Origin of the sequence: Deinococcus aestuarii (assembly GCF_018863415.1) — a bacterium.
GTDB lineage: Bacteria > Deinococcota > Deinococci > Deinococcales > Deinococcaceae > Deinococcus > Deinococcus aestuarii.
Window position 1 is genome coordinate 1 of record NZ_JAHKSN010000001.1, and the last position, 15,601, is coordinate 15,601.

Annotated in this window: 16 protein-coding genes; 4 read left to right on the top strand and 12 right to left on the bottom strand. The window is 71.5% G+C overall.

The window, feature by feature from the left end; genetic code table 11:
• On the top strand, nucleotides 1-364 hold a 364-nt coding region (locus tag IC605_RS00005; protein ID WP_216317528.1), incomplete at its 5' end, for a transposase.
• A 78-nt stretch (nucleotides 365-442) separates the two neighbouring features.
• Here the strand turns inward: IC605_RS00005 and IC605_RS00010 are convergent.
• The 4 genes from IC605_RS00010 to IC605_RS00025 form a co-directional block, all read right to left on the bottom strand.
• Nucleotides 443-1,444: an ABC transporter permease gene (locus IC605_RS00010; protein WP_216317529.1), complete on the bottom strand. Its 1,002-nt coding sequence runs from the start codon at nucleotides 1,442-1,444 to the stop codon at nucleotides 443-445.
• An 82-nt stretch (nucleotides 1,445-1,526) separates the two neighbouring features.
• A complete protein-coding gene (locus IC605_RS00015; RefSeq protein ID WP_216317530.1) occupies nucleotides 1,527-2,564 on the bottom strand; it encodes an ABC transporter permease in 1,038 nt (345 codons plus the stop codon).
• An 82-nt stretch (nucleotides 2,565-2,646) separates the two neighbouring features.
• Nucleotides 2,647-4,224: an ABC transporter substrate-binding protein gene (locus tag IC605_RS00020; protein ID WP_216317531.1), complete on the bottom strand. Its 1,578-nt coding sequence runs from the start codon at nucleotides 4,222-4,224 to the stop codon at nucleotides 2,647-2,649.
• Between the two features lie 142 nt (nucleotides 4,225-4,366).
• Nucleotides 4,367-6,418, bottom strand: coding sequence for a S8 family serine peptidase (locus IC605_RS00025; protein ID WP_216317532.1), 2,052 nt, complete (start codon nucleotides 6,416-6,418; stop codon nucleotides 4,367-4,369).
• Nucleotides 6,419-6,486: 68 nt separating this feature from the next.
• On the opposite strand from IC605_RS00025, the gene IC605_RS00030 reads away from it, so the two are divergent.
• A complete protein-coding gene (locus IC605_RS00030; protein ID WP_216317533.1) occupies nucleotides 6,487-6,999 on the top strand; it encodes a DUF2227 family putative metal-binding protein in 513 nt (170 codons plus the stop codon).
• A gap of 19 nt (nucleotides 7,000-7,018) precedes the next feature.
• Here IC605_RS00030 and IC605_RS00035 read toward each other — a convergent pair whose 3' ends face one another.
• The 8 genes from IC605_RS00035 to IC605_RS00070 all read right to left on the bottom strand — a co-directional run bounded on the left by IC605_RS00035 (nucleotide 7,019) and on the right by IC605_RS00070 (nucleotide 13,989).
• Nucleotides 7,019-7,639, bottom strand: a complete 621-nt coding sequence (locus IC605_RS00035; protein ID WP_246580237.1) for a LysE family translocator — start codon at nucleotides 7,637-7,639, stop codon at nucleotides 7,019-7,021.
• Nucleotides 7,640-7,680: 41 nt separating this feature from the next.
• Nucleotides 7,681-8,424: a class I SAM-dependent methyltransferase gene (locus tag IC605_RS00040; protein ID WP_216317535.1), complete on the bottom strand. Its 744-nt coding sequence runs from the start codon at nucleotides 8,422-8,424 to the stop codon at nucleotides 7,681-7,683.
• Nucleotides 8,425-8,477: 53 nt separating this feature from the next.
• A complete protein-coding gene (locus IC605_RS00045; protein WP_216317536.1) occupies nucleotides 8,478-9,692 on the bottom strand; it encodes a polysaccharide deacetylase family protein in 1,215 nt (404 codons plus the stop codon).
• Entirely contained in the window at nucleotides 9,689-10,882 is a 1,194-nt protein-coding gene (locus IC605_RS00050; protein ID WP_484840031.1) for an MGDG synthase family glycosyltransferase, read from the bottom strand. The genes IC605_RS00045 and IC605_RS00050 overlap by 4 nt, the downstream gene beginning before the upstream one ends.
• Complete coding sequence (locus IC605_RS00055; protein ID WP_216317538.1) at nucleotides 10,879-12,024, bottom strand: LptF/LptG family permease; 1,146 nt, start codon at nucleotides 12,022-12,024, stop codon at nucleotides 10,879-10,881. Before IC605_RS00055 ends, IC605_RS00050 begins: the two co-directional genes overlap by 4 nt.
• 97 nt (nucleotides 12,025-12,121) lie before the next feature.
• Nucleotides 12,122-12,550, bottom strand: a complete 429-nt coding sequence (fabZ, locus tag IC605_RS00060; protein WP_216317539.1) for a 3-hydroxyacyl-ACP dehydratase FabZ — start codon at nucleotides 12,548-12,550, stop codon at nucleotides 12,122-12,124.
• 71 nt (nucleotides 12,551-12,621) lie between these two features.
• Complete coding sequence (mreB, locus tag IC605_RS00065) at nucleotides 12,622-13,662, bottom strand: rod shape-determining protein (RefSeq protein ID WP_343216444.1); 1,041 nt, start codon at nucleotides 13,660-13,662, stop codon at nucleotides 12,622-12,624.
• A 72-nt stretch (nucleotides 13,663-13,734) separates the two neighbouring features.
• Complete coding sequence (locus IC605_RS00070) at nucleotides 13,735-13,989, bottom strand: hypothetical protein (protein ID WP_343216445.1); 255 nt, start codon at nucleotides 13,987-13,989, stop codon at nucleotides 13,735-13,737.
• 102 nt (nucleotides 13,990-14,091) lie between these two features.
• On the opposite strand from IC605_RS00070, the gene IC605_RS00075 reads away from it, so the two are divergent.
• Together IC605_RS00075 and IC605_RS00080 are read left to right on the top strand one after the other, a co-directional pair.
• Nucleotides 14,092-14,352, top strand: coding sequence for a hypothetical protein (locus IC605_RS00075; protein ID WP_216317541.1), 261 nt, complete (start codon nucleotides 14,092-14,094; stop codon nucleotides 14,350-14,352).
• A 23-nt stretch (nucleotides 14,353-14,375) separates the two neighbouring features.
• Entirely contained in the window at nucleotides 14,376-15,557 is a 1,182-nt protein-coding gene (locus IC605_RS00080; RefSeq protein ID WP_281416178.1) for an acyl-CoA dehydrogenase, read from the top strand.
• Nucleotides 15,558-15,601 lie beyond the last annotated feature (44 nt).

The following is a 15,601-nucleotide window of genomic DNA, read 5'->3' on the forward strand; positions in this document are numbered from 1 at the left end:
CCTGATGACCTCGCCAGCGAACGAGCAGGACCGGGCGCAGGTCGAAGAGCTGTGCCGAGAAGCCCAAGAACTCACGGGGGGGATGCTGGAAGTGGCTTTTGTGGATCAGGGCTACACTGGGACAGCACCCCTCAACGCTGCCAGGAAGAGCAATATCGAGCTGATCGTCGTGAAGCGTCAAGACGCTTCACGCGGCTTCGTCCTGCTCCCCAAACGCTGGGTGGTCGAGCGCTCCCTCGCTTGGTTGTCGCGCTTCCGTCGCCTGGGACGAGATTTAGAACGCTTGTCCTCTACTCTGATCGGCTTTCACTTTGTTGCCGCTTGCGTTCTGATGCTGGCGAAAATCAAGCCATTTTTTGGATAGGGCTTTGCCCAGCCTCTAGGAAGGCGGGGGGCAGAGGGCCGCGCGCACGCCCCCTGCCCTCCGCCCGTGGCCTGCCGTCTACTGGGTGCTGCGCGGGTCGAGCACGTCCCGTAAGCCGTCGCCCAGCAGGTTGAAGCCCAGCACGGTCAGGAAGATGGCGAGGCCCGGGAAGACCATCGTCCACGGCGCGTCCACGTAGTACTGCCGCGAGTCGCTGATCATGGTGCCCCACTCGGGCAGGGGGGGCTGCGCGCCGATCCCCAGGAAGCCCAGCGCCGCGACCTCGATGGTGGCGGTGGCGATGCTCAGGGCCCCCTGCACGATCAGGGGCGAGAGGCTGTTGGGCAGCACGTGCCGGAAGATCATCCGCCCCTGGGTGGCCCCCAGCGCCCCCGCCGCCTGCACGAACTCGCGCTCGCGCACGCTGAGCACGACCGCGCGCGCCAGCCGGATATACACGGGCACCTGCACGAGCGACACCGCGAGCATGGCGGTCACGAGCTGCGGGCTGTTCAGCGCGAAGAGGCGGTCGAGCGCCCCGATCAGGAGCGGCGGGTTGTCGCTGGAGAAGATCGAGGCGAACCCGATGGCGAGCAGGATGCTCGGGAAGGCCAGCATCACGTCCGACAGGTAGCCCACCAGCGAGTCGAACCAGCCGCCGAAGTACCCGGCCAAGACGCCGAGCAGCGTCCCCGCGATCAGGGCGAGCACCGTGCTCACCACGCCGACCTTGAGGCTCAGTTGCGCCCCGTGCAGCACCCGCGTGGCGACGCTGCGCCCCAGGTTGTCGGTGCCGAAGGGGGCGGCCCAGGCGTTCACGCTGCCCGTGGCCGGGTCGCGGTACTCCTCGGCCACCTCGGGGTTCCACAGCGCGGCCACCGAGGGCGGTTTGAGGTTGAGGCGGTAGTTGCGGTCGGTGGTGGGGTCGTAGGGGTCGATAATCGGCGCGAGCAGGGCCAGCAGCGCGAACACGGCGACGATCACCGCGCCGACCTTGCCGGGCGTCGATCTGCGGAAGCGCCGCCAGAAGATGCTGGGCTGACGCTTGCGGGCCGCCCGGGGAGGGGAGAGGGTGGTCATGGGTTACCTCGGGGAAGGAGTTGGGGATGAGGGGTTAGAAAAGACGCAGGGCACGGGAGCTTGCGCCTCCCTCCCCCACCCCTCACCTGTACTGAATCCTGGGGTCCAGCGCCGCGTAACTCAGGTCCACGATCAGGTTGACCACGCTCACCACCAGGGCGGCGAAGATCACCCCGCCCTGGATCACCGGGTAGTCGCGCTGGCTGATCGCGTCGTACACCCACGAGCCCAGCCCCGGCCACGAGAAGATCGTCTCGGTGAGCACCGCCCCGCCGAGCAGCGCCCCCGCCTGAAGACCGATCACGGTCACGACCGGGAGGAGGGCGTTTCTCAGCGCGTGCTTGAGCGTCACGGTGCGTCCGGCGAGGCCCTTGGCCCGCGCGGTGCGCACGTAATCCTGCCCCAGCACCTCCAGCAGGCTGGAGCGGGTGATCCGCGCGATGATGGCGAGCGGAATCGAGCCCAGCGCGATGGCGGGCAGGATCAGGTGGCGGACGGCGTCCCACGCGGCGGCGGGCTGGCCCCGCAAGATCGCGTCGAGGACGTAGAAGCCGGTGAGGGGCTCCAGCACCGTGTCGTTGCCCAGCCGGGCGCTGGGGGGCAGCCACCCCAGCCGCACCCCGAAGAAGTACGCGAGGAGCAGGCCCAGCCAGAAGATCGGCATACTCACCCCCACGAGGCTGATCGTGGTGGCGAGGTTGTCCCACACGCTGTTGCGCCGCAGCGCCGCGACGATCCCGGCGGGCAGGCCGATGATCAGGGCGAAGAGCAGCGCGGAGACGGCGAGTTCGGCGGTGGCGGGAAAGCGGGCGGCGAGTTCGTCGCGCACCGGGATGTTGCTCTTGATGCCGCTGCCGAGGTCGCCCTGCACGAGTTGCCCCACGTACTTGGGGAACTGGGCGTCGAGCAATCTGGCGGGGTCTTTGTAGTTGATGAACCACGGCTTGTTGAGCCCGAGCTGCTCGCGCAGGGCGGCGCTGGCCTGGGGGGTGGCGCGCTCGCCGAGCAGGGCGGTGGCGGGGTCGCCGGGAATCGAGCGCACGAAGGCGAACACGACCACGCTGATCCCGACGATCACCAGCAGGGTCCGCAGCACGCGGCGGATCAGGTAACTGCCCAAAGGGAAGACGCCTCCTTTCTGGGAGAAGGGGTGCGGGGCGGGCCCGTTGCTCTGCCCGCCCCGCACCCGACGTTTGCCTCGTTTACCGCTTGCCGACCACGCTGATCGTGTTGAAGGGCTCGCTGCCCAGCGGGCTCGGCACCCACCCCTTGACGTAGGTGCGCGCGGCGGCGAGCGGCTGGCTGTGAACGACCGGGATGCGGTAGTTCGCGCCGTACGTGATCTCGTGAATCTGCGCGTAGACCTTGGCCTTGTCGGCCTGCGACACGGCGGCGCGGCCCTGCTCGAGCAGGCGCTGGAGCTGCGGCGGGTTCCAGTTGATGTCGTCCGAGGCGGTCGCCCCGTAGTACGCGCTGTAGAAGTTGTCGGGATCGCCGTAGTCCCCGGTCCAGCCGATCATGTACATGTCGAAGCCGGGTTCCTTGTTGCGGTCTTCGAGGTACTTCGCCCAGTCCTCGGTCTTGAGGTTCACCTTGATCCCGATGGCGCTGAGGTCGGCGGCGATGGCCTCGGCGATGGGCTTGGGGCTCGGGAAGTACGGGCGGCTGACCGGCATGTACCACAGGTCGATGGACAGGCCGTTCGGGTAACCCGCGTCCGCGAGCATCTTCTTGGCGGCCTGGGGGTCGAACTTGTAGTCGGCGGGCACGTTCTTCGAGTTCGCCCACGCCAGCACCGGCGGCACGAATGAGGCGTTGCTGATGCCCAGCCCCGGCCAGAAGGCCTCCACGATGGCGTCCTTGTTGATCGCCATGGAGATCGCCTGCCGGACTTTGTCGTTCTTGAGGTACTGGTTGCGGTTGTTCAGGCTCACGAAGCCCACGTTGAAGGAGGGCCGCTTCACCGCCACGAGGTTGCGGTCGGCCTGCACGCTCTTGAGGGCCTCGGGCGTCAGGTCGTTGGTAAAGTCGATGGTCCCAGCCTTGAGCTCGTTCAGCCGCTGCGAGGGGTCCTTGATCGCCCGGATCACGAGCTGGTCCACCTTGGCCTTCTCGCCCCAGTACAGCTTGTTGGGAAGCAGGGTCACCCGGTCACCCGTGCGCCACGCCTGGAAGATGAAGGGACCCGTGCCGACGGGCCTACTCGCGGGCGTGCCGTATTTCGCGCCGTCCTTGCGGATGGCGGTGGGGCTGGCGATGCCGAAATACCCGGCGGCCATCACGTTCGGGAACACGCTGGAGGGCTTGTTGAGGTCGAAGCGCACCGTCGTGTCGCCCACCTTCACGATGTTCTTGATGACGGCGGTGGCATCACCCTTGTACCCGCCGAGCAGCTCGCCCACGATCTCGAAGGTGCGGCCCTGGTCGCGGAAGCCGTAGGGGTGCTTGGGGTCCCACCAGCGGCTCACGTTGAAGACCACCGCGTCCGCGTTCATCGGCGTGCCGTCGTGGAAGCGCACGCCCGGACGCAGGGTGAAGGTCCACTGCGTCGCGTTCGCGTTGCTCTTCCAGCTCGTCGCCAGCCCGGGGGTGAGGTCGGTCGTGCCCTCCTTGAAGTCCACCAGGGTGTCGTAGATCTGGCGCTGCACCAGGATCGAGATGCCGTCGGTGATGTTCCCCGGCTCCAGGCTGACGGGATCACCGTTCGCGCCGAAGACGAGGGTCGCCGCGCCCGCAGAGGGCAGGGCGGCGAGCAGGGCGGTCAGAAGCACTTTCTTCATGAAGCCTCCAGGGGCCGCCCCACGTCCGCGCCGGACCACCGGGGGTGGGTGACGCTCGGACGTGAGGGGTGGGTAAAGGGCCAGCGTGGATTCAGGGTAGGGGCCCCCCCGGGTGGTGTCAAGGCGAACGCCTCCCGGCCCCTCAGGGCTGCGGGGTCAGGTCGCCCAGCGCCGCGCTCGTCCGCGCCGGGCCCAGGGTGGCCGACCCCTCGGCGCGCGGCTCGTGCGGCTCCCCGTACACGCCGTTGCCGTCCCGGTCGCGCCCGCCGACCACCCGGAAGGTGCCGTCCGGCAGGAACGCGCTGAAGCGGCCCAGGGGGTCGAGCGCGGGCTGGAAGGCGTTCCCGCGCGCGTCCTGCATCCGCACGCCGAGGGTGTCGCTCACCGCCGGGGCGCCGAGGGCCGCCGCCGCGTTGACCATCCCGAAGCCGAACTGCTCATCGCGCCCCACCGGGCCGAGGTCGGTGGCCGTCGCCACCAGCCGGGCGAGCGTGTCCTCGCGGCCCGCCGTGACCCCCTTGCTCAGCAGCAGCGCGGCGAGGGCGCTCACCTGCGGGGCGGCCTGACTCGTGCCCGACTCGGCGAGGTAGACGGGCGCGTCCCCCGCGTAGTCCCACTCGGTCGAGAGGATCAGGTCCGGGAAGGGCTGGCCGTTCAGGGTCCCGCCCCCGAAAAAGGTCGCGCCCTGCGGGTCCACCCCGCCCGGTGCCGCGAGGGCGACCTGCGGGTAGCTGTTGCTGTAGGCGGCCCGCTCCGGGGCGCTCGCCCCCGAGAGGGTCACGCTGGCGACCGCCACCGCCCCCTCGCAGGCGGCGGGGTAATAGGGCGTCGTCCCGTATCCGTTCCCCGCCGCCGCGACCACGAGTGCGCCCGCCCTCGCCGCGTCGGCCACGGCGTCGCACAGGGGCCGGGCCGTCGCCGCGTCCACGTCCCCGCCCAGGCTGAGGTTGACGACCTGCGCCGGGTGGGGGTTGGTGTGCGTCTGGCCGTCCAGGGTCACCGCCAGGCCCGCCGCGTAGCGCACGGCGAGGGCCACGTCCGCGATCTCGGCGCCCCCCGAGGCGTCGATGGCGCGCACCGGGAGCACCTTGACGGGCGCGCGGTAGACCGCCCCCACCACCCCGCTCGTGCTGCACTCCGGGCAGGCCTGCCGGTTCTCGCCCCAGCGGGCCGCGATGATGCCGCTGACGTGGGTGCCGTGGCTGCCCTGGGTACGGCCGGGCGTGTCGGGGTCGGTGGGGTCGAGGTCCGGGCCGTCCCCGTCGCCGTTGTCGTAGCCTGCCGCGTCGGGGGCCGCCGCCTGGAAGCCCAGCACGTCGAGCGCCCCGTCCCCCGGCCCGTACAGTTGCCCCTCCAGGTCGGGGTGGTCGTAGCGCACGCCGGAGTCCACCACGGCCACCGTGACGGGCCGGGTGTACGCGCCCCCCTCCATGTCGCGCCACACGCTCCCGTACCCGAGCAGGCGGGAACTCCATTGCAGCCCCGCGTACTGGTCCGTCGGCACGACCGGGGCGGCCTGGGCCCGCAGGACGGCGTTGGGCACGGCGTATTCGACGTCGGGGTCGGCCCGCAGCGCCCGCAGGGCCCCCTCCACGTCCCGCGTCTCCAGCCGCACGGCCCGCCCGCCGAGGTCACGCCGGGAGGAGGGCGGCACGTTCAGCCGCGCCAGGGTGTCCCGCGTGAGCTCCCGCGCGGCCCCGCCCCGCCCGAGCGCGACCGACTGCGCCGCCGCCGAGCGGTACTTCACGATGACGCCGCGCGCCTGCGGGGTCGGGGCCGGGGTCGCCTCCGCCCGCAGGCCCACGTCCGCTCCCTGGGCCTGCGCCGCGTCCACCACCCGCCCGGTCAGGGTGTACTGGTCGGCGGTGACCGTCCACGTCGCGCGTCCGCTCTCCTGCCCGCGCTGCCACGCGACGGTGATCTGGCCGCTCAGCCTCGCCTGGTCCGCCGCCGTCCGGGTCGCCTGCCCCCGGTCCGCCGTCACGGTCAGCCGCACGTCGCCCGTCCCCTTCGGGGGCGAGACGGTGAGCCAGGAGGGCACCCCCTCCACGGTCCAACTCCCCGCGAAGGCCTGGACCGTCGGGAGACTCAGCCGCGTGCCGAGGTCGACCGTTCGCGGGGGAATGCTGGAGGGCGCCTGGGTACAGGCGCAGAGCAGGAGGGCGGCGGTGAGCAGGACGGGGAGACGGTTCATGCGTTCCCAGGATGCCGCAGCGGGGCGGGCGGTGTGTGAAGATGCGCCGGGGCCCCCACAATGGGGGCGTGCCCAGCGGACGCGTCCACAACCTCATCAACATCGCCGCCTACAGCGTTCTTGCCGCGGGGGTCCTGCTCGCTTCCCGGGCGGGGCTCGTTACCGTGACGCCCGTGCAGGCGCTGAACTTCACCCTCGGCTTCGCGGCGGGCACCTTCCTCCTCTCGCCCGACCTCGACCTCGCGGAGGGGCGGGTGGACAGCAAGCGCCACTGGGGCCTGCTCGGCATCCTGTGGGTGCCCTACGGCATGATCTTCAGCCACCGGGGCTTATCCCACACCTGGGTCGTCGGCCCGCTCACCCGCCTCGCGTACGTCGCCGTGGTCGTCGCCCTCGTCGTCGGGTTGCTGCGCACCTTCGTGCCGGGGGTGCCTCTGCCGGGCATTCCCGAGCCGATCAGCCTCAAGTTCCTCGTCCCCATCCTGCTGGGCTACTACCTCAGCCAGTGGCTCCACCTCATCGCCGACGGGGTAAGGCCCGACCACGGGATGCGGCGGGGGATGCGGAAGCTGGGGAGGTGAGGGGACGGGGGTGGGCTCCTCAGCGGTCGACCGCCGCGTAGGTGCCCAGGGCGATCATCGCGCCACCCGAGGCCACCCTCTGCCCGCGTTGAAAACGGGCGTTCAGCCGCAGGCGTGACCCCAGCGGCCCGGCGAACGCGGCGACGAGCAGGTCAGCGAGCGTGTTGAGCACGACCGAGGTCGTCCCGAGGAGCACGAACTGCCAGAACACGCCGCCCGCCTCCGGGTTCACGAACTGCGGGACGAAGGCCAGGAAGAAGAGCGCGGTCTTCGGGTTGAGCAGTTCGGTTATGACGCCCTGCCTGAAGGCGTGGTTCGGACGGGGACCGCCGTTCACGTCGAGGGAGAGCCGTTCCTTCGACAACAGCGTCCGCACGCCCAGGTAGATCAGGTAGGCCGCCCCCGCGTACTTCACGAGGCTGAAGGCGAGCGACGAGGCGAGGATCAGGGTGGAGAGTCCGGCGGCGGAGGCGAACACGTGAAACATTCCCCCCACCAGCGTGCCGAACGAACTCTGCACCCCGTCGCGCCGCCCTCCTCCCAGGCTGCGCGCCAGGACGTAGAGCAGGCCGGGCCCCGGAAGCACCGCGAGAACCAGGGCCGCGAGGAGGAAAGCGCCGTACTGGTGGGCGTCGAGCATGGTTGAGCATACCGTGGGCGGCATGGGGGGAGCGGACCTGCCTAACCCTCCCGCCGCGTCTGGAACACCATCACGTCGCTTCCCTCCTCCAGCGGCCCGCCCTGGAAGCTCCCCGACACGCGCGGCGGCTCGAAGCCTGCGTGTCGGAGCAGCCACTCGACCTCGTAGCGGGTGTAGTACCGCTGGGTGAGGGTGTAGTGCCGCCGTGTGAGCCCGCCGCCCGGGGCCGCCCTGTCCGCGAAATATTCGGTCGTGATGTGCTGATGGGGCCGGTCGTGGCGCTGCACCAGAAAGACGTCGGTGCGCGAGCCGTCCGGGGCGTGGAAGGTCTCGCCCTCGTGCCGGACGGTGTTCATCTCGCCGAAGCGGGGCACGTACAGGTCGAAGACGAAGGCGCCGCCGGGGAGGAGATGCGCCCGCAGGTTCTCCAGCGCCGCGAGCTGGTCGTTCGGCGTGTACAGGTGCATCAGCGAATTGAAGGGGGCGATGACGAGGGGGAAGCGTTCCTCCAGCCTGAAGCTGCCCGCGTCTCCCTGCACGAAGTCCAGACTCAGCCCGCCCTCCGCCGCCCGCGCCCTTCCGCGCTCGATCATCCGCGCGCTCGGCTCCAGGCCCACCACCCGCACGCCGCGCCGCGCGAGGAAGGCCGTCACCCGCCCCGTCCCGGCCCCCACCTCCAGCACCGGCCCGCCGACGCGCTCGGCGACCCCCGCGTAGAAGTGCAGGTCGTCGCGGTAGAGGTCGTACTGGTGGTCGTAGAGGTCGGCGAAGTCGTCGTAGTTCACGGGAGAGAGGGTAGTGGGTTGCGGGCGGGAGGTTGTGGGGCACTTCCCACGACCTACGACCCTTCCCCGTACCGCTCCAGAAACGCCTCCCGACTCACCACGCTCAGCCTGACTTCGGGCATGGGGCCCCCCGTCCCGTAGGCGCGGCGCACCAGGGCCGACCAGGGGCGCAACCGGCGCAGGACGGCGGAGGGGAGGGGCTGGCTCTCGAAGCCCAGGAGGGCGAGCAGCGGCGCGAAGGTGCTGAGGCCGAAGATCACCCGCGCGCCCCGGAGTTCCGGCCTCGTCTGGAGGTCGCGGGCGAGGTCCCGGAAGTCCCCGGGGGCGAGGCGCAGGCCCCGGCGCAGACCGATATCCACCAGAAGCGGGCTGTTGAGGTGGAGTTCGGCGGCGGGGGTCCCACGGGGCACGGGGGTGCCATCCGCCAGCGTGACGCCCTCCAGCGCGAACCGCACGCTTCCCAGCCGGAAGAGGTTGTCCGCCCGCCCCCCGGCGTGCCGGATCCCCCCCATGCGGTCCACCCGCCGGTCGAGGCCCCCCAGCAGACGGCGGGGCAGGCCCCGGAGGCCCAGCGGCGCGGCCCCGTCCAACCCGCCGAGCGGCACCAGGGCGTACCCCCGCCCCCGCAGGTCGGCGAGGAGGCCGGGCAGGGCAGGCACCGTGTTGGGCGCCCCCGGCCCCGCGTCGTGCAGGACGACGACCGCGCCGGGGTGGGCCAGGGCTCCTACCCGACTCCGCACGCTCTCCGGGGTGGACTCGGGGTGCCAGTCGCGGCCTTCGACGGTCCAGTGGGCGCCCGTCACTCCCGCCGCGCGCTGCCCGAAAATGGTGGCGAGGGTGTACGCGCCGTGGGGTGGGCGGTGCAGCCGTGCGGATCGCCCGGTCACGGCGGACACGCGCCGCGCCGCCCGCCCGGGTTCGAGGAAGGCCCCCCACGGTGTCCGCACCCAGGCGTGGACGTGCCGCGCCGCGTGGGGTTCGACCTCGTGCCCCTCGGCGAGGGTCCGGGCGATCAGCTCCGGGTAGGCTTCCGCGCGGGGAGCGATCACGAAGAAGGTCGCCCGCGCACCCGCCTCCCGCAGCGCGTCGAGCACGGCGGGCGTCGTGGCGGGGTCCGGCCCGTCGTCGAAGGTGAGGGCGAGCGCCCGCTGCTCCTGCCGTCCCTCGCGGATCAGGCCCAGGTTCAGCCGCTGCACGAGGAGGGAGGGGAGCCCCACGTACCCCACCAGGGCGAGGGCGCCCAGGCCCAGCCAGCCCCGGCGCCTCATGTCCGCCCCAGTTTGCGCAGCAGGGCGCGGGCCACCCGGTCGGCGGCGTCGGGCACGCTGACGGCGGTCGCGCCCCCGCTCAGGCGGGCGTGTTCGTCCGGGTCGAGCGCGCGCAGAATGGCCGGGCGGACCTCCGCCACACCTCTCGCCCACAGCGCCGCCCCGTGCCGGACGAGGTAGCTGGCATTGTGCTCCTCCTGTCCGGGAATCGGGTCGTGGATGACGAGCGGCACCCCGAGTGTCGTGGCCTCCGCGACCGTGAGCCCCCCCGCCTTGCCCACCACGAGGTCGGACGCGGCGAGGAGGTCGGGGAAGTCGTGCGTGAAGCCCAGCGCGTGGACGGTTGCCCCGCCGATCCGCGTGACCCCCCGCCCCCGCGCCCCCGCGAGCACCAGGACCTGCACCCGCCGCCCCAGGTTCGCCACCTCGGCCAGCACCCGCCCGAGCGCCCGGTACGTCCCCGTGCCGCCCCCCGACACCAGGATCAGGGGTTCGTCCGCCCGGAGCCCGTGCCGCTCCCGCAGGGCCGCCCGGTCCGCCCCGATCAGCTCGCGGAATCTCGGTGAGATGGGGATGCCGGTGACGGTCACGTCGTCCCCGCGAATCCGCCAGCGGCCCATCTGCTCGCGGGCCTCCTCGGTGGGCACCATCAGGAGTTCGGCCTCGGGCCGCGCCCAGTGATGGTGGATGCGGTAGTCGGTGACGACGAGGGCGTTCAGGAAGTCCGTGCCCAGCCGCGTGCGGGCGGTGTGGGCGAGCGCCACGGGCGTGGGGTAGCTGCTCACGACCACCTCGGGGCGCACCTCGCGCACGTCGCGCAGCATCCCGCGCAGGCCCAGCCAGCCGAAGGTGCCCGTCAGCGCCCGGGGCTCGGTCTCGCGGTCGGTCCACTCGTAAAAGGCCCGGTACATCCCCGGCGCGTAGCGCAGCCACGCCGCGTAGGTGCCCGCCGTGACCGCCCGCTCGAAGGGCGTGAGGTACGCGATGAAATCCGCGTGCCGCGCCTCCAGGTCAACCCCCGCCCCCCGCAGCGCCCGGTCGAGCGCGTCGTTCGCCTGGTGGTGCCCGCTCCCGAACGAGGCCGAGAGGATCAGGGCGCGCAGCCCGGCGGGGGAGGGCAGGAGGCGGGGCGCGGAGCGCGGCGGCTGTTCCTGCGTCCCGCGCCCCGCCTCCCGCGCACCCTCCTTCACGCGCGCCTCAGCAGCCATAGCCCCGTCCCCGCGAAGACCACGTTCGCCAGCCACACCCCGACTTCCGGCAGGCCCGGCAGGTTTCCCGCCACCGTCAGCCCCACGAAGAACAGCAGGTAGTACGCGACCGCGATCATCAGGGCGATGCCCAGGCTGACTCCCAGCGTTCGCCCATAGCGCAGCGCGAAGGGCAGGGCGGCGAGGGCCAGCACGAGATTCCCGAAAGGGAGCGCCAGCTTGCGGTTGAGGCCCAGCCTCGCGTCCTGCCGCTCGCCCTCGGGCACGCCGGGCGCGGTGAGGGCCGTGACCAGTTCCGGCCACCCCTGCGAGTCCGCCCCGATGGCGTCCGCGTACTGGGCGAAGGTCTCCTGCCGCGAGAGCCCGGTGTCGAGCGTCAGGGTATCCGTCGCTCGTTCGGGCAGGATCACGTTCGGGAAGACCTCCTGCACCGCCGTGCGGAAGGCTGCCGGGTCGTCTTCGGGCACCCGCGCGAGGTCCGCCACCGCCCCGTAGTTCACACTGAAGACCTGATACCCCGTCAGGCTCAGGACGTTGCCCTCGAAGATGCCCGCGTCCGCGAAGATCACCGTGCCGCGCCGGAGGTCGCCCGGCTGCCAGCGCTCGACCCGCACGCCGCTCATCTGGCGGGTGGCGCGGTCGTACCCTTGGAGCGAGAGGGTGAGCCCGCCCCGCAGGTCGAGCGTCTGCCCGGCGAGCCGCCCCAGCCCCGCGCCCGTCAGCACGTCCCAGTACAGGCCACGCGTCTCCACGTTCGCGCGGGGGGCAATCCACAGGCTCAGCCACACGGCAATCAACGTCACGATCCCCGCGACGACTGCCACGGGCCGCGCGACCCTCCCCAGCCCGATCCCGCCCGACTGCACCGCCACGAGTTCGCGCTCGGTGGCAAGGCGCCCGAAGGCCACCACGGTCATGAGCACGACCGCCATCGGGAAAATCTTGACGAGCGTGTCCGGCACCTGATACCCGATCCACTGCCCGATCCGCACCACGGGCACCCCGCGCAGCCACTGGCTGCTGATGAAGAAGTACCCGAAGCTCAGGATCGCGGTGAAGAGGAGCGTGCCCGCCAGCAGCGGCGGCAACAGCTCGCGGGTGACGTAGCGGGTGAGGCGGGTCACCGCGCGATCCCGGCGCGGCTTGTCGCGTGTGGCGCGTGGTTTGTGGAGGAGGGTGGGCCTTTCTCCACACGCCACAGGCCACAGGCCACAGGCCCCCTCACCCCTTCGCCACCGCGAACAGGATCGTCGCCTCCGCCGCCACCTGCCCGTCCACCTCGGCCCGGCAGGTCGTCTTGCCCAGGCCCCGGCGCAGGAAGTCGAGTTTGGCGTGGAGGTGGAGCTGGTCGCCCGGAATCACCTTGCGCCTGAACCGCGCCCCCTCCACCCCGGCGAGGTAGCCGACCGTGCCCGGCTCCAGCTCGCCGTGCAGGCAGAACATGCTCGCCTGGGCCAGCGCCTCCACGATCAGGACGCCCGGCATCACGGGTTCTTGCGGAAAGTGCCCCGGGAAGAAGGGCTCGTTCACGGTCACGTTCTTGAGGGCGTGGACCTCGCCGTTCCCGGCGCCCAGCACCCGGTCCACGAGCACGAAGGGGAAACGGTGGGGCAGGGTGCGCAGCACGTCTTGGATGAGCAGGGGTTTCATAGGTGGGTCTCCGGTGGGGCGTGAGAAGGGGCGGGAGCCGCGCTCAGCCCCCGGTGGGTCGGGCGGGGGGCTCAGCGGCGCAGGTAGTGGTCGCTCGACACCAGGCTGTCGCCGAGCACCGGGATCATCTCCAGCGCCATGCCTGTGCCGATGGCGACGGCCTCGACGGCGTTCTCCGCCACCCGGACGGGGATCTTCGTCGCCTGCTGGATGAGCCCATCGAAGTTCCGCAGCAGCGAGCCCCCGCCCGTCATCACGATCCCGTGGTCGAGGATGTCGCTCACGAGTTCGGGCGGGGTGATCTCCAGCACGCGCTTGACGCCCTCGACGATCTGGCTGACGGGCTCGCTCAGCGCCTCCACCACCTCGCGGGTGTCGAGCGTGATCGTCTTCGGCAGGCCGTTCACGAGGTCGCGGCCCCGCACCTCGGCGGTGAGGTTCTCGCCCTCGTCGAGGAGGGTGGCGGCCCCCACCTTGACCTTGATCTCCTCGGCGGTGCGCTCGCCCACCAAGACGTTGTGCTTGCGCCGCACATACCGGATGATGCTCTCGTCGAACTCGTCCCCGGCCACCCGCATCGACTCGCTGACGACGATGCCGCCCAGCGAGATCACCGCGATGTCGCTGCTGCCCCCGCCGATGTCCACGATCATGCTGCCCACCGGCTCGGCGATCTTGAGCCCCGCCCCGATGGCCGCCGCGAGCGGTTCCTCGATCAGGAAGGCCCGGCGGGCGTTGGCGTTGAGCGCCGCGCGCAGCACTGCCCGCCTTTCGACGTCGCTCACGTTGCTGGGGATGCCCACCATGAGCTGCGGCTTGAGGCCGAACATGCGCCCCGCCCCGCCCTGCACCTTTTGCAGGAACATGGTGATCATCCGCTCGGTGAGGAGTTCGTCGGCGATCACGCCGTCCTTGATCGGCCGCACGGCGACGATCCCGCCGGGCGTGCGCCCGATCATGCGGTAGGCCTCCTCGCCGACGGCCTTGACCTGCTTGCTGTCGCGGGTCATGGCGATCACGCTGGGTTCCTGGAGGACCAGGCCCCGGCTCTTGGTGTAGATCAGGAAGGTCGCGGTGCCCAGATCGATGCCGATGTCTTCAGAAAACCTCACGCCATGCCTCCGCTCAAAACGCCCCAATCGTAGCACGGGGCATGAATGGGCTCCGGAGCCGTGTCTGCGCCCTCAGCCCCTCGGTTTCAGGTAAGCCGCCAGCCCCGCGAGCAGGCTCGTCAGCAGCGTCAGGCCCACGGCGCGGCTGTAACTGGCGACCCCCTCCAGTCCCACCCGGGCACTCAGCACGCCCTCCACGCTCCCCAGCGAGCGCAGCCACAGCGGCGCGTTCGGGTTGAGCGTGGCGAAGACCCCCAGCGTCAGCGCGGCCAGAGCGAGCACCGCCAGCGCCAGCGCCACGACGAGAACCCACCTCAGAGCCCGCACCCTCGCTCCTGCCCCGCCGCCCGGATGGTCGCCGTCATCGCCGGGCATTGTAGAGCCGCCGCCTGAAAAGGACACCCGCCCCCCGGCGGTAGACTCCGCCCCGTGAGCGCCCCGCCCCTGCCCGCCCGCGTCCGCGTCACCCGGCCCCCCCTGCCCCTCGCCCCCGGCCTGAGGGCGGCGGCGGCGCGGCTGTGCCCGGACGCCCCGTTGGAGGCCTTGACGGGCGCGGCCCTCGCCGTCGCGGGCGGCGCGGTGATCGGTGCGGCGCTGAGGTGGGAGGGCGGCGAGGCCCTGGGCGTGGACCCGGGCTGGCGCGGGCGCGGCATCGAGGAGGCGCTGTCAGCCGCACTACACGACACCTAACGCCCGTTTGGTAGCGTGGGGGCATGACCACCACCGTCACCCCCCCGGAGTCCGGCCTGGGCTTCGCCCTCTCGGACGAGCAGCGGTTGATCGTCGGGCACGTCCGCGACTACTGCCGCGCCGAGATCGCCCCATTGAGTGCCGAGTACGACCGCAGCGGCGAGTACCCCTGGCCGCAACTGCGCGGCCTGGCCGAACTCGGCCTGCTGGGGGCGACCGTGCCCGAGACGTGGGGCGGGGCCGGGCTCGACGCCGTGACCTACGCCCTGTGCCTGGAGGAGATCGCCGCCGCCGACGCCTCGGTGGCCGTGATCGTCTCCGTGCAAAACGGCCTGCCGGAAAAGATGCTGCTGCGCTACGGCACCGACGCCCAGAAGGAGAAGTACCTGCGACCCCTCGCCATGGGCGAGCGCATCGGCGCGTTTTGCCTCACCGAGAGCGGGGCAGGCTCTGACGCGGCCAGCCTGCAACTCAAAGCCACCCGCGACGGGGACGGCTGGGTCCTGGACGGCGCCAAAGCCTGGATCACCTCGGGGGGTCAGGCCGACACCTACCTCGTCATGGCGCGTACGGGCGGCCCCGGCGCACGCGGGGTGAGCTGCTTCGTCGTCGAGAAGGACACCCCCGGCCTGAGCTTCGGCCGCCCCGAGGAGAAGCTGGGCCTGCACGCCGCGCACACGACCACCGTGACCTTCGAGGGGGTGCGCGTGCCCGCCGGGAACATGGTCGGCGAGGAGGGGCAGGGCCTGATCATCGCCCTGTCCAGCCTCGACTCGGGGCGGGTGGGCATCGCCATGCAGGCCCTCGGGATCGCCCGCGCGGCGCTGGAGCACGCCACCCGCTACGCCGCCGAGCGCGAGCAGTTCGGCAAGAGGCTCCGCGAGTTCGAGGGCGTCTCCTTCAAGATCGCCCGCATGGCCGCCCGCATCGAGGCCGCCCGCCTCGTCGCCCTCAAGGCCGCGTGGCTGGGAGAAAGGGGCCTGCCCCACGGCAAGGAGGCCAGCATCGCCAAGCTCCTCGCCTCGGAGACGGCCGTGGACGCCACCCGCGACGCCATTCAGATCTTCGGCGGCAACGGCTACAGCCGCGAGTATCCCGTCGAACGCCTCTACCGCGACGCCAAGGTCACCGAAATCTACGAGGGCACCAGCGAGATTCAGCAGCTCGTGATCAGCCGGGCGGTGTTCGGCGAAATCGTGGGCTGAGAGGAGCGGCGTACACCCGTTGTACGCTCTGGCCTGCCTCGACT